Consider the following 13485-nt stretch of genomic DNA (forward strand, 5'->3'; position numbering starts at 1 on the left):
AAGTCAGGCGAAAATCTGCTGATCAAGTGGAAACTTTTGGACGCCGGTCGGTGGAAAAAATTGGATGCCGGTTGACATTCATTTTCGAGAAGTCGGTCAAAGCAGCGCTGCGGGCCCAAGGGTTCGACGTCACAGAGATCAAGCGAGTGGGGCGCGCTGAGTTCGATGTCGTTGCGACGCTCAACGGTGTTATCTACAACATCCAGTGCAAGAACAACCTCGTCGACTTGAATCGGATCGGGGCTGACCTGCGAATGTTTGTTCGCTACAACCGCTTCCTTGACCTGGCCTACCGGAAGGCTCTCGAGAAGGAACGCGGCCGCGAGTACGTACTCCTGGGGGAGCTGGGCCTGACGGCGATCAAGAATTTCGTTGTGAGCCGCTTCCCTGTCGCAACGCAGAACCCGTGCATTTTGGCCTACGGCGAGATCTCGCGATTCAGGTCCTTGGCAGTGGCCGCGTAGGGCCAATGGCTTGTGCGCAGGTGCACTGGATTGGCGCGTCTCACCTCTGTTATAAGCCGGTTTATGAGCGCCCATCGTTTCCGCCGCTGACTGCCGATGAATAGTGTGCTGCAAGTGACTGCGCGGAGCACGATTGAGAGTACATTCTCAAGCCGCAGTCACTGCTCAGCTTAAGGTCGAACTTCCGCTCCTTTGCCTAAACCGGTCGCTGCAACACTTTGGTATGAACGTCGGGTTTGGCCGAAAAATTGCCCTTGCCTAGAACAGTTGCCCTTCATGCAGTTAAGAACGTCGAAACGTAGAGTTCGAACAGTGAAGTAAGGCAAATTTTGTCGGGGGGGTACTTTAAAGTGTTACGAGACCATTCTGTGATACAGAATGGCTATATGTAAATTTTGACTAGACATGTATTACTGTGCCTAGCTGGGCACAAAGAAAAAGATCGGCGAAGGTCATTTCAGCACTAGCGACAGATTTGTGCCCAAGTCTATGGGCACAGATTGGGCACATGGTGGGCACAAAAGTTTTTTGTACCCAAATCGATCACTAGAAACTAAAAAGCCGCTGATCAATTTTTCAATTGAATCAGCGGCTTAGTATTGGTTGCGGGAGTAGGACTCGAACCTACGACCTTCGGGTTATGAGCCCGACGAGCTGCCAACTGCTCCATCCCGCGTCAGAGAAACGAGATAATAGCGGGATCCACGGGGTCGGTCAAGGAAAACCGTGGATGCCGCCTTGTGTCAAATTACCATTTGCTATTTCCGTGAGGATTCCTGCCGTTAACCCGCGATTTCCTCGATGCGATGGCAGGCAATCATTCTGCCGTCCAACGGGCGCAATTGCGGGACTTGTTGCCTGCAAGTTTCCGTTGCAAACGGGCAGCGCGTGTTGAACGTGCAGCCCGTGGGCGGGTTGAGCGGGGAAGGCAGCTCCCCGGTCAGCTTGACCTTCTCGCGTCGATCCTCTGCCCGGATGGCCGGGGTGGCCGACATCAGTGCCCGGGTATAGGGGTGCAGGGGACGGCGGTAGATCGTCTCCTTTGTGCCGTATTCCACGGTGGAGCCGAAGTACATCACCATCACGTCATCGGCCACATGCTCGACCACAGCCAGGTTATGGCTGACAAACACATAGGCAGTGTTGAATTCCTGCTGCAGATCCATGAACAGGTTCAGGATCTGGGCCTGGATGGAAACGTCCAGTGCCGAGGTCGGCTCATCCGCAACCACGATCTGCGGGTTCAGGATCATGGCGCGGGCAATGGCGATGCGCTGGCGCTGGCCGCCGGAGAACATGTGCGGGTAGCGGTGATAATGCTCCGGGCGCAGCCCCACGGTCGTCATGATGGCGCGTACGCGCTCCTCGCGTTCCCTGGCATCGAGCACGGTATTGAGCAGCAGCGGCTCGGACAGCATGGTGCCGATCTGCTTGCGCGGGTTGAGCGAGGCATACGGGTTCTGGAACACCATCTGCACCTTGGGTCGCAGCACCTTCAGGCTGGCGGCATCGGCCGTGGCAATATCAATGCCGTCGATGGTCAGGTGCCCGGCGGTGGGCGATTCGATCAGGGTCAACTGGCGTGCCAGTGTGGATTTGCCGCAACCGGATTCACCCACCACAGCCAGTGTCTTGCCACGTGACAGGGCAAAGCTGACATCGTTGAGTGCCTTGACGCTGGCATGGCCGCGCAGGAAGCCGCGCGAAACCTGGTAATGCTTGGAGAGCTGACTCGCGGTCAGGATAGGATTCTGGTCATTCATAGCGAAGGTCTCCCGGCTGCATCGAGCGGGGTAAAGCAGCGAACCTGGCTGGCCTGGGCCGAAACCAGCTTGGGATGTTCATTGCGGCATTTGTCATTGACATAGGGGCAGCGCGGCGAAAGCAGGCAGCCGAGCGGGCGGTCATACTGGCCTGGCACCACGCCGGGCAAGGTGGCCAAACGCTCGGCACCCTTGCTGTGTTCCGGAATGGAGGCCAGCAGCGCCTGGGTATACGGATGATAGGGCCGCTCGAAAATCTGCGGCACCGGGCTGGCTTCCACCACTTCACCGGCGTACATCACGGCAACCCGATGCGCCACCTCGGCAACGACGGCCAGATCATGCGTAATCAGGATCAGCGCCATATCCTGGCTCTTCTGCAGGGATACCAGCAGATCCATGATCTGCGCCTGCACCGTCACATCGAGTGCAGTAGTCGGCTCGTCTGCGATCAGCAGCTTGGGATTGCAGGCGATGGCCATGGCGATCATCACGCGCTGGCTCATGCCGCCGGACAATTGATGCGGATAGGCAGACAGGCGGGATTTGGCGGCAGGAATCTCCACCAGCTCCAGCAATTCGATCGCACGTTTCTGCGCCTCGGCTTTGGATAGCCCCAGATGCAGACGCAGCGTTTCCATCAACTGGAAACCCACGGTATAGGCCGGATTCAGGCTGGTCAGGGCATCCTGAAAGATCATGGCCACGTCCTTGCCGACCAACTGCCGCTTGGCAGCGGGGTTGAGCGTCAGCAGATCCTGACCATCAAACACCAGCTGATCTGCCGTCACGCGCCCCGGCGCATCGACCAGCCCCATCAGCGCCAGCATGGTCACGCTTTTGCCGGAACCGGATTCACCGACGATCCCGACAATTTCGCCGCGATTGATCGAAAGACTGACGTTTTGCACGGCGCGGAACGGGTTATCCGTACTGCCAAACTCGACGGAAAGGTTCTTGATATCGAGCAAACTCATGATGACATCCCTTTACGCGAGTTTCTTCAGTTTCGGGTCCAGCGCATCGCGCAGGCCATCGCCCATCAGATTGAGGGCAATCACATTGAACAGAATGGTCAGACCCGGCATGGTCACCACCCACCAAGCGCTTTCGATGTAATCGCGCGCGGAAGCCAGCATGGTGCCCCATTCCGGCAACGGCGGTTGCGCACCCAGGCCCAGAAAGCCCAGCGCAGCGGCATCGAGAATCGCGGCAGAGAAACCCAGCGTTGCCTGCACGATCACCGGCGCCATGCAGTTGGGCAGCACCGTATTGAACATCAGGCGCAGCTTGCCGGCGCCCGCCAGGCGGGAAGCCACCACGTAATCGCGGTTGAGTTCGGTCATCGCGGCGGCACGGGTCAGGCGCACATAAGCCGGCAGGCTGACGATGGCAATCGCAATCATGGTATTGGCCAAGCCTGGTCCCAGCACCGCGACAATGGCAACGGCCAGCAGCAGCGAGGGCAAGGCCATCATGATATCCATGGCCCGCATGATCGCAGTACCAACGGCCTTGGGATAAAACGCCGCAACCAGCCCCAGGACGATACCGGGCAGCAGCGACAGCACCACCGAAATGGCACCAATCATCATCGAGACGCGTGCCCCGTACATCAGGCGCGAGAGGATATCGCGCCCCAGCTCGTCCGTGCCGAGCAGGTGAGCAAACTGGCCCGCTGCTGCCCAAGCCGGGGGCGACAGCAGCAGATCGCGGTTCTGCTCGATCGGATCATGCGGCGCCAGCCAGGGGGCCAACAAGGCTGCGAGCACCATCAGCGTCATGAAGCCAAGCGCCACCAGCGCACCGCGATTGGCGCGGAAACTGGCCCAGAACTCAGCCAACGGCGACGGATAACTGTATGCCGGCATGTCTGAGGTTGTGTTTTGAACGGATGTGGTCATGCCTTACCTCGCATGGCGGATACGTGGGTTGATGACACCGTAGAGAATGTCGACCAACAGATTGACGAGAATGATCATGGATGCCACCAGCAGAATGCCGCCCTGCACCACCGGGTAATCACGCCGGCTGATCGAATCGATCAGCCATTTGCCGATGCCCGGCCAGGAAAAGATGGTTTCGGTGAGCACCGCACCCGCCAGCAACGTGCCTACCTGCAGGCCAATCACCGTGACTACCGGCACCAGTGCATTGCGCAAGGCATGCACCACGACGATACGTACAGGAGAAAGACCTTTGGCGCGGGCGGTACGGATGTAATCCTCGCGCAGCACTTCCAGCATGGAAGAACGTGTCATGCGCGCAATGACCGCCATCGGAATCGTGCCCAGTACGATGGCGGGCAGGATCAGGTGCGATACGGCAGAAGCAAACGCGCCTTCCTCGCCCGACAACAGCGAATCGATCAGCATGAAACCAGTGACCGGTGGGATATCAAACAGCAGATCCATGCGTCCGGATACCGGAGTCCAGCCGAGGAAAACCGAAAACAGCATGATCAGCATCAGGCCCCACCAGAAGATCGGCATGGAATAACCGGTAAGTGCCGTGCCCATCACCACATGATCGACCACGGTACCGCGCCGGCTGGCCGCGACAATGCCGGCCAGCAACCCGGCAACGGAGGCAAACAGCATGGCGCACAATGAAAGCTCAACCGTGGCCGGAAACAGTTTCATAAACTCAGAAACAACCGGCTCGTGCGTGACCAGCGATTCACCCAGATTGCCCTGAACCAGTTTGCCCAGATAGCTGAAGTACTGAATATATAAAGGCTGATCCAGGCCAAGGCGTTGCATGGCCTGGCGATAGAATTCGGGATCCAGCCGGCGTTCGCCGACCATGATCAGCACCGGATCGCCCGGAATCATGTGAATCAGTGCAAACGCCAGCAGCGTGATGCCCAAAAAGGTCGGGATCACCACGGTAATGCGGCGCAAAATAAATGCAAACATAGTGCTACTCCCCACCGTTTCACACGCGCTGGCCGCAGTGCATCCGGATCAGATCCGATTCGGCACAGCACGCAGGAAACAGGGCCAGAAAACAAAAAGCCCGGACCGGCATACCGATCCGGGCTTTTGTCGGAATGATTACTTGATGCTCACGCCATAGAAGGAATGCAAGGCGAATGGGCTGACCTTGAAGCCCTGCACTTCCTTGCGCATGGGTACATTGGTCGTCGAATGGGCAATCGTGGTCCACGGCAGTTCACGCTTGAATACCAGCTGGGCCTTTTCATACAGGCGGGTACGTTCCTGCTGGTTGGTCAGCGTGCGTGCCTTGACGATCAGATCGTCAAATTCCTTGAAGCACCATTGCGAATAGTTGTTGCCACCCACGGCCGAACAACCAAGGTTCACGCCCAGCCAGTTGTCCGGATCGCCATTGTCGCCATTCCAGCCAATCAGTATCGCGTCGTGCTCGCCACTCTTGGCGCGCTTGAGGTATTCGCCCCATTCGTAAGTGGTGATCTTGGCCTTGACGCCGATCTTGGCCCAGTCGGCCTGGATCAGCTCCGCCATCAGCTTGGCGTTGGGGTTGTACATGCGCTGTACCGGCATCGCCCACAGGGTGGTCTCAAAACCGTTGGCATGACCGGCCTTTTTCAACAGTTCCTTGGCCTTTTCCGGGTTGTAGCCGGCATCTTTCAGGTTCTTGTTGTAGGACCATTGTGTCGGCGGCATCGGATTGGTGGCAGGCTGGCCCGCACCCTGATAGACGGCATCGATAATGGCTTTCTTGTTGATGGCCATATCGAGTGCCTGGCGCACCTCGAGTTGATCCAGCGGTTTGTGCTTGACGTTATAGGCCAGGTAGCCAAGATTGAAACCGGCCTGCGATGTCACGCTCAAGGCAGGCTGGTTCTTCAAGCCTGCAATATCGGCAGGACGCGGATACGGCATGACATGGCACTCGCCCTTTTGCAGCTTCTGCGCCCGTACCGAGGCATCCGGCGTAATGGCAAAAATCAGGCGATCAAGCTTTACGTCACCAGCTTTCCAGTAAGTCTTGTTGCCGTCATAACGGATGGCGGCATCTTTCTGGTAACTCTTGAAGATGAACGGGCCGGTACCGATCGGCAAGGTATTCAGCTGTGTAACCTTGCCATCCTTGAGCAGTTTGTCGGCATATTCCGCCGAATGGATCGAGGCAAACGACATGGCCAGATTCTGCAGGAAGGCTGCATCGGCACTCTTGAGCTTGAACACCACCGTGTAATCGTCTTTCTTTTCCACCGAGACGATATTGGTATCCATGGCCATGTCCGAGGCATACGGGAACTCGGTCGGCGCAGCCTTGTTGAAGGGCAGATCCTTGTTGGTGAAACGCTGGAAAGTGAAGATCACATCATCCGCATTGAAATCGCGGCCGGGCTTGAAGTAGTCAGTCGTGTGGAACTTGACTCCACGACGCAGGCTGAAGGTCCAGGTCAGGTTATCGGCACTGGCTTCCCATTTCTCGGCCAGGCCGGGGCGCACCTGGGTTGAACCGCGTTCAAACTCGACCAGCCGGTTGAAAACGGTCTCGGCCGAAGCATCGAAATCGGTACCAGCGGTATAGCGGGCAGGGTCAAAACCGGCCGGGCTGCCTTCCGAACAGAAAATCAATGTCTTGCCGGCCGCAAGTGCCGGCGCTGCGGAAACGGTACAAGCCAAGGCCGCGGCCCAAAGGCATTTCTGGAATCGCATGTTTCACTCCCCAAAATTTGATCTTGCTGGCGCCACGAATGGTGTCAGGCTTGGGGAGGAATGCTAGGCGGCTTGCTGATATGTTGTTATCCGGTGTATCCCGTATCAAATAGCTCGGTCTAGACAGTCCAATCCACCCATCCGCGCCACGCAGTCATGAGCACGATCACGCCAAAGGCAATGCGATACCAGGCGAACGCGATGAAGGTATGGGTAGAGATAAAGCGCAGCAAGGCACGTACTGCAAAAAAGGCACTGATCATCGATGCCAGAAAACCCACGGCAAATACGCCGGCATCATGCATGTCCAGGGCATGGCGCAACTTCCACAAGCTGTAGAGCGAAGCTGCCGAAAGCGTGGGGATGGCCAGGAAGAAGGAAAATTCCGTAGCGGCCTTGCGCGACAGGCCGAAAAACAATCCGCCGATGATGGTTGCGCCGGAGCGCGAGGTGCCCGGAATCAACGCAAAACACTGCGCCAGTCCAACCTTGATCGCGTCGAGCAAGGTCAGATCATCAACACTTTCCACCCGCACCGTATGCTTGCGCTTTTCTGCCCACAGAATCACCAGACCACCGATGATAAAAGCCAGCGCCACCGGCACCGGCTTGAACAATACCGCCTTGATCATCTTGTTGAACAACAAGCCCATCAGCGCAGCCGGCACAAAGGCCACGGCCACATTGATCAACAGATTGCGCTCTCGTCCCGGCCTCACCGCGCCGACGAAGGTATGGCCAAGCTTGTGGCGATATTCCCAGATCACCGCCAGCATGGCGCCAAACTGGATAAAGATTTCGTAGACGTCGCGCTTTTCCTTGTCGAGGAAATTCAGCAGATCGCCGGTCAGAATAAGGTGGCCAGTACTGGATATCGGCAAGAACTCCGTCAAGCCTTCGACCACACCCATAATGACGGATTTGAACAACAGCAACAGATCCATGACCGATTCCACCAAGCGCATTGAGCAAGGCGGCGATTATAGCCGGCAACGTGTTCTGCCGTGCAGAAGTGGCCGCTCATACAGAAAATTCACACCTCGCGGAACTTTATTCCGAACTGATTATCTGATGAGTGTATGCAGTGGTGATGAACCCCTCGTCCCGCTGCTGCTGGATGCAAGACTGCTTGCTCCACTCCTCCCTGCTTGCGGGCGCCTGAAAAGGCGCCCGTTTTTTATTCAGGGGCCACACGCCTCAGCGCTTGCGTTGATGCGCCAGCAACGCCTCAACCGCCTGGCGCAGGGCAGGATCAGCCACGTCATGCGCCAGATCGGAAAAAGCCTCCAGCGCAGCATCCGGCAAAGAAGAAAACTGGCTGCTTTTCTCGGGTTTATCCTGCTGCAATGCCACTTGCACACGCGGACGAACAGCCGTGGCATGCCAGTTTGCCGCCTGCAGGGCTGCAATAATCGTTGGTGCCAGCATGCGCAGTCGTGTTGCCGCAGCGCTATGCGGAACCGCAACCATCAGCTCCGACCCAACCCATGCCACCCCCTGACACAACGGGGCCAATTCCGGCGGCACCGAACGGCGAATGATTCCGAGCACCTGGTTAAGCGCATCGACACGCTGAACAATTTGTGAAAGTCGGGCATCCCGACCAATGAAACTGGCAGATGAGACGCGGCGAGCCATGGTTTTTGCTGCGAGGGGAACAGGCATCGATCATAGGCCGGAATATCGGGCTTGGCGAGTCCGTCCACATGGCCGCACCGCCACCGCAACGGCACGGTAGCATCGGGCTGGCACGAGTGTGGTAATATCCACGCCAAACAAAAACCATACCTGCCGCCAGGCTGCCAATCAGGCTGGCGCAGTGGGCAAAGCCCAATACGCAAGAAGGCTTTGCTGCACGGAGATGATAATGGATGCATGCGCGGCGGACGGGGTAACCCGATCCGCCGTTGTCGTTATCGTTGAATAATCGGAATCTGCCCTTACCTGCCGAGTTTCGGGCTCACATTGATGGCTTAAACATGATCGCCAAACTGCTCAAGAAAGTTTTCGGAAGTCGCAACGACCGCCTGCTCAAACAGTACGGTGCAGTTGTTCGCAAGATCAATGCACTGGAAGCCGATATCAGTCAGCTATCCGACGAGGCCCTGCGCGCCAAGACTGACGAATTCCGCCAGCGACATGCAGACGGCCAATCGCTGGACGATCTGTTGCCGGAGGCCTTTGCCGTTTGCCGCGAAGGTGCCAAGCGTGCGCTGGGCATGCGCCATTTCGACGTACAGTTGATCGGCGGCATGACCTTGCACCAGGGCAAGATTTCCGAAATGCGTACTGGCGAAGGCAAGACGCTGGTCGCCACCCTGCCCGCCTACCTCAACGCCCTGACCGGCAAGGGCGTGCATGTCGTGACCGTGAACGACTACCTGGCCCAGCGCGACAGCAACCAGATGGGGCGCGTCTTCCGCTTCCTCGGCCTTTCCTGTGGGGTAAACCTGGCGCAGATGTCGCATGAAGAAAAGCAGGCGGCCTACAACTGCGACATCACCTACGGCACCAACAACGAATTCGGCTTTGACTACCTGCGCGACAACATGGCGTTCCGCAACGAGGAACGCGTGCAGCGCGGGCTGGCTTACGCTGTCGTCGATGAAGTGGATTCGATCCTGATCGACGAGGCGCGTACCCCGCTGATCATTTCTGGACCGGCCGAGGACAATACCGAACTCTATATCCGCATGAACGCGGTGCCACCGCGGCTGACGCGCCAGGAAACCGAAGATGGCGAGGGCGATTACTGGGTGGATGAAAAAGCCAACCAGGTCATGCTGTCGGAAGCCGGCCACGAGCATGTCGAAACCATCCTGACCCAACTCGGCATGATCGCCGAAGGCGACAATCTCTATTCCGCCGGCAATATCAGCCTGGTGCATCACCTCAATGCCGCACTGCGCGCGCATGCCCTGTTCCATCGTGACCAGCACTATGTGGTGATGGATAACGAAATCGTGATCGTCGACGAATTCACCGGCCGCCTGATGGCCGGCCGCCGCTGGTCCGAAGGCCTGCATCAGGCAGTGGAAGCCAAGGAAGGCGTCAAGATCAACCAGGAAAGCCAGACCTACGCCACGATCACACTGCAGAACTACTTCCGCATGTATGGCAAGCTCTCGGGCATGACCGGTACCGCTGATACCGAAGCTTATGAATTCCAGCAGATCTACGGTCTGGAAACCGTGATCATCCCGACCAACAAGCCGATGATCCGCGATGACCGCCAGGATCAAGTCTTCAAGACGGCCAAGGAAAAATACGGCGCCATCATTGCCGATATCCGCGAGTGCCAGGCCCGTCAGCAGCCGGTGCTGGTCGGCACGACCTCGATCGAGCAATCCGAATTGCTGTCGGAAATGCTCAAGGCCGAAAAACTGGCGCACAACGTGCTCAATGCCAAGCAGCACGCTCGCGAAGCAGAGATCGTCGTCCAGGCTGGCAGCCCAGGCATGATCACCATTGCCACCAACATGGCCGGTCGCGGTACCGATATCGTGCTCGGCGGCAATCCGGAACCACAGATCCGCGCGATCGAAGCCGACGAAAGCCTGGATGAAGTAAGCAAACGCAGCAAGATCGATGCACTCAAGGCCGAATGGCAAAAGCTGCACGAACAAGTCGTGGCCGCTGGCGGTCTGCACATCATCGGTTCCGAGCGTCACGAATCCCGCCGTATCGACAACCAGTTGCGTGGCCGCTCCGGCCGCCAGGGCGATCCGGGCTCCAGCCGCTTCTACCTCAGCCTGGAAGACCCGCTACTGCGCATCTTCGCGGGTGACCGTGTTGCCTTCGTCATGGACAAGCTCAAGATCCCCGAAGGCGAACCGATCGAAGCCGGTATGGTCAGCCGTGCGATCGAATCCGCCCAGCGCAAGGTAGAGGGCCGCAACTTCGATATCCGCAAGCAGTTGCTCGAATACGATGATGTCGCCAACGAGCAGCGCAAGGCCATCTACGCCCAGCGCAACGAAATTCTGGAATCCGAAGACGTCTCGGAAACCATTACCGCCATGCGTGACAGCCTGGTGGCCGATATGTTCGAGCAATACATCCCGCCTGATGCCATGGAAGAGCAATGGGATGTTCCGGGCCTGGAAAAGGCACTGGCAGAACTCAGCATCACCGCCCCGGTTGCCGAATGGCTGCAACACGAGCCATCACTTGATGACGCCGCCATCAAGGGTCGCATCCAGGCAATCGCGGCCGAAAGCTATGCAGGCAAGGTAGAGCTGGCCGGTGAAACCTCCTTCCGCCAGTTCGAACGCGCCGTACTGCTGCAACACGTCGATCATCACTGGCGCGAGCATTTGTCCATGCTTGATCACCTGCGTCAGGGCATTCATCTGCGCGGTTACGCCCAGAAAAACCCGAAGCAGGAATACAAGCGCGAAGCGTTCGAGCTGTTTGCCAGCCTGCTTGAGCGGATCAAGCGTGATGTTGTGGCCATCGTGATGAACGTACAGGTACGCACCCAGGAAGATGTGGAAGCCGTCCAGCCCAAGGAGCTGCCGGAAGGCATGCAGTATCACCACGACGATCTTGTTCCGGGTGCCGAGGATGAAGCTGGCGAAGCCGCCCACCAGGCACAGGAAGCACGTTTTGCCGGTGTCGGCCGCAATGAACCCTGTCCGTGCGGTTCAGGCAAGAAATTCAAGCAATGCCACGGCCGCCTGGCCTGATCTGCAGACGTTGACTGGCGGATTTCATCCCGCTAGTCTAACGCCCACGGGCCGATAGCTCAGCTGGGAGAGCGCTGCGTTCGCAATGCAGAGGTCGTGAGTTCGATCCTCATTCGGTCCACAATATTCAAGGGCTTAGCGTTTGCTAAGCCCTTGTTGTTTCTGGTGAGCGGTATACATCAAAAGGTGTTTGGCTCCGCATCCATCCTTTGATGAATCATCTTGAATATCTCGGAACATAACCTCAACATCATCATTCAAACCTGACCACCGTCCAGTGCATGACAGGAAAATTCCAGCACGATCTCTGCAGCCTTCGTCTTGGCAATTTCGATAATGATCTCTGGGTAACGACCGATGGAAATCATTTCCAGACCACCGCAAGTTCAGCAGACATGACTCGAACGGCTGGCCAGGCAATTCGACAAGATCCTGGGTGGGGGCTGGATTCGCCAGTTGAATCACGATCACCAGCAGCAGCTTGTGCAAAATAAACAGATTTTACTCAACGCATTCGAATCACGAAATGAGCCGAAGCGCTCGCCTCTTTGCTGCGACAGGTCACCTTGGTACAAAACTCAATACTGTCATGGCTTCAGGCATGACTCCTCGGATTGACACCAAATCGGCAAGCATATTGATCAGTAAGAAAACAGCCCGGTCAATCAAATGGCCGGGCTGCGATACAGGACTACAAGTAAAAAGGAATCGGCTTAGCGCATGGCATCGATCTGTTTGATTTCCTCGGCACCACCAGATTTGGCGATGAAGGATGCACGCACACCCTTAGTACCTTCCAGGAACGGTTGCTGGTCGATCTTTTCAACCACCTGCACACCGGCCTTCTTCACTTCTTCCACCTGTTTGGCAATCAACTCGTTATTCAGCTTGCGCTGCAACTGGCCAGCCTCACGCGCAGCTTCGATCAGCGCCTTTTGCTGGTCAGCCGGCAGCGCTTCGAACTTGGCCTTGTTCATGGCCACGATCAGAGCGCTGTAAGCGTGGTAGGACAGGGTCAGGTGCTTCTGCACTTCGTACAGCTTGGCCGACACAAACACACCAATCGGGTGTTCCTGCGCATCCACCGTCTTCATTTCCAGCGCGGTATAGAGTTCAGCCAGGGGCATCGGTACCGGGTTGGCGCCGAGCAGCTTGAATGCTTCGATATGTACCGGGCTGCCGGTGGTACGCATCTTCAGGCCCTTCACATCGGCCGGGGTGCGGATCGGGCCCTTGGAGTTGGTCATCTGGCGCCAGCCGTTATCCCAGAAGGCCAGGCCCTTCAGGCCAACGGCATCGAGTTTGGCGAGCATGTCCTGGCCAACCTTGCCATCGAGTACGCGGTAGGCATGATCGGTATCCTTGAACATGAACGGAATATCAAACATGCTCAGCAATGGCACCATGCCACTGAAGTTGGCCGAACCGGATACCAGCATATCAACTGTGCCGCCACGCACGGCCGTGATCGCGGCCTGGGAATTACCCAAGGTGCTGTCTGGGAACAGCTTCAGATCGAGCGCGCCATTGGTCTTGGCCTTCAGCAGGTCACTGAATTTCTGACCAGCGATGTACTGCGTATCGGTGCGCGGCGCTTCAGAAGCAAAACGCAGTGAGGTGGTGGCTTGCGCTACACCGATAGTCGTCGTCATCAGACCGGCAGCCAGCAAAGTACGTACGAGCAGGGATTGCATTTTCATCTCAACTTCTCCTCAGGGTTAAGAACGACAACTGCTACATAAAACGACTTGGCGACCTGCAACCACATGCCATTGAACCTTTGGCAGTGGAACAGGCAGGGTTACAACATCCAGCGAAGTGGCGTCAAAATCAGTGCAGGGAACAGGGCAAACAGCAGCAACAGGGCCAGCATGGCGCCCAGGTACGGCAGCACACCCTTCACGCATGCCTCGAA

Annotated in this window: 10 protein-coding genes and 2 tRNA genes; 3 read left to right on the forward strand and 9 right to left on the reverse strand. The window is 57.3% G+C overall.

The features are described 5' to 3' along the window. Window positions 1-464: hypothetical protein (locus tag AC0KVQ_RS15580; RefSeq protein ID WP_473422108.1), on the forward strand; the 464-nt coding region annotated here is incomplete at its 5' end. Window positions 465-1064: 600 nt separating this feature from the next. Here AC0KVQ_RS15580 and AC0KVQ_RS15585 read toward each other — a convergent pair. The 8 genes from AC0KVQ_RS15585 to AC0KVQ_RS15620 all read right to left on the reverse strand — a co-directional run bounded on the left by AC0KVQ_RS15585 (window position 1065) and on the right by AC0KVQ_RS15620 (window position 8520). Then, window positions 1065-1140 (reverse strand) — tRNA-Met (locus AC0KVQ_RS15585). A 106-nt stretch (window positions 1141-1246) separates the two neighbouring features. Beyond that, window positions 1247-2227: a peptide ABC transporter ATP-binding protein gene (locus tag AC0KVQ_RS15590; protein ID WP_473422109.1), complete on the reverse strand. Its 981-nt coding sequence runs from the start codon at window positions 2225-2227 to the stop codon at window positions 1247-1249. Next, on the reverse strand, window positions 2224-3204 hold the full coding sequence (locus AC0KVQ_RS15595; protein WP_473422110.1) for an oligopeptide/dipeptide ABC transporter ATP-binding protein: 981 nt from the start codon (window positions 3202-3204) through the stop codon (window positions 2224-2226). The genes AC0KVQ_RS15590 and AC0KVQ_RS15595 overlap by 4 nt, the downstream gene beginning before the upstream one ends. Before the next feature lie 12 nt (window positions 3205-3216). Beyond that, window positions 3217-4131: an ABC transporter permease subunit gene (locus tag AC0KVQ_RS15600; RefSeq protein ID WP_473422111.1), complete on the reverse strand. Its 915-nt coding sequence runs from the start codon at window positions 4129-4131 to the stop codon at window positions 3217-3219. 3 nt (window positions 4132-4134) lie between these two features. Next, complete coding sequence (locus tag AC0KVQ_RS15605) at window positions 4135-5145, reverse strand: ABC transporter permease subunit (protein WP_473422112.1); 1011 nt, start codon at window positions 5143-5145, stop codon at window positions 4135-4137. 138 nt (window positions 5146-5283) lie between these two features. Next, complete coding sequence (locus tag AC0KVQ_RS15610; RefSeq protein WP_473422113.1) at window positions 5284-6882, reverse strand: ABC transporter substrate-binding protein; 1599 nt, start codon at window positions 6880-6882, stop codon at window positions 5284-5286. A gap of 119 nt (window positions 6883-7001) precedes the next feature. Continuing rightward, a complete protein-coding gene (locus AC0KVQ_RS15615) occupies window positions 7002-7826 on the reverse strand; it encodes an undecaprenyl-diphosphate phosphatase (protein ID WP_473422114.1) in 825 nt (274 codons plus the stop codon). Window positions 7827-8079: 253 nt separating this feature from the next. Beyond that, the gene (locus AC0KVQ_RS15620) at window positions 8080-8520 is read right to left on the reverse strand and encodes a DciA family protein (RefSeq protein WP_473422115.1); all 441 of its coding nucleotides are present in this window, start codon (window positions 8518-8520) and stop codon (window positions 8080-8082) included. 341 nt (window positions 8521-8861) lie between these two features. Here AC0KVQ_RS15620 and secA point away from each other — a divergent pair, with 341 nt between their 5' ends. Together secA and AC0KVQ_RS15630 are read left to right on the forward strand one after the other, a co-directional pair. After that, entirely contained in the window at window positions 8862-11570 is a 2709-nt protein-coding gene (gene secA, locus AC0KVQ_RS15625) for a preprotein translocase subunit SecA (protein ID WP_473422116.1), read from the forward strand. 48 nt (window positions 11571-11618) lie between these two features. Beyond that, window positions 11619-11691 (forward strand) — tRNA-Ala (locus AC0KVQ_RS15630). 592 nt (window positions 11692-12283) lie between these two features. On the opposite strand, the gene AC0KVQ_RS15635 is transcribed toward AC0KVQ_RS15630, so the two are convergent. Next, entirely contained in the window at window positions 12284-13270 is a 987-nt protein-coding gene (locus AC0KVQ_RS15635; protein WP_473422117.1) for a TRAP transporter substrate-binding protein, read from the reverse strand. Between the last annotated feature and the right edge of the window lie 215 nt (window positions 13271-13485).

This window comes from Formivibrio sp. oc-25 (assembly GCF_055810895.1).

Excerpts from the sequence above, each read along its gene's own strand:
- AC0KVQ_RS15590 (WP_473422109.1), bottom strand. The coding sequence starts at position 2,227 with ATGAATGACCAGAATCCTATCCTGACCGCGAGTCAGCTCTCCAAGCAT.
- AC0KVQ_RS15635 (WP_473422117.1), bottom strand. The coding sequence starts at position 13,270 with ATGAAAATGCAATCCCTGCTCGTACGTACTTTGCTGGCTGCCGGTCTG.
- AC0KVQ_RS15610 (WP_473422113.1), bottom strand. The coding sequence starts at position 6,882 with ATGCGATTCCAGAAATGCCTTTGGGCCGCGGCCTTGGCTTGTACCGTT.
- AC0KVQ_RS15595 (WP_473422110.1), bottom strand. The coding sequence starts at position 3,204 with ATGAGTTTGCTCGATATCAAGAACCTTTCCGTCGAGTTTGGCAGTACG.
- AC0KVQ_RS15605 (WP_473422112.1), bottom strand. The coding sequence starts at position 5,145 with ATGTTTGCATTTATTTTGCGCCGCATTACCGTGGTGATCCCGACCTTT.
- AC0KVQ_RS15615 (WP_473422114.1), bottom strand. The coding sequence starts at position 7,826 with ATGGATCTGTTGCTGTTGTTCAAATCCGTCATTATGGGTGTGGTCGAA.
- secA (WP_473422116.1), top strand. The coding sequence starts at position 8,862 with ATGATCGCCAAACTGCTCAAGAAAGTTTTCGGAAGTCGCAACGACCGC.
- AC0KVQ_RS15620 (WP_473422115.1), bottom strand. The coding sequence starts at position 8,520 with ATGGCTCGCCGCGTCTCATCTGCCAGTTTCATTGGTCGGGATGCCCGA.
- AC0KVQ_RS15600 (WP_473422111.1), bottom strand. The coding sequence starts at position 4,131 with ATGACCACATCCGTTCAAAACACAACCTCAGACATGCCGGCATACAGT.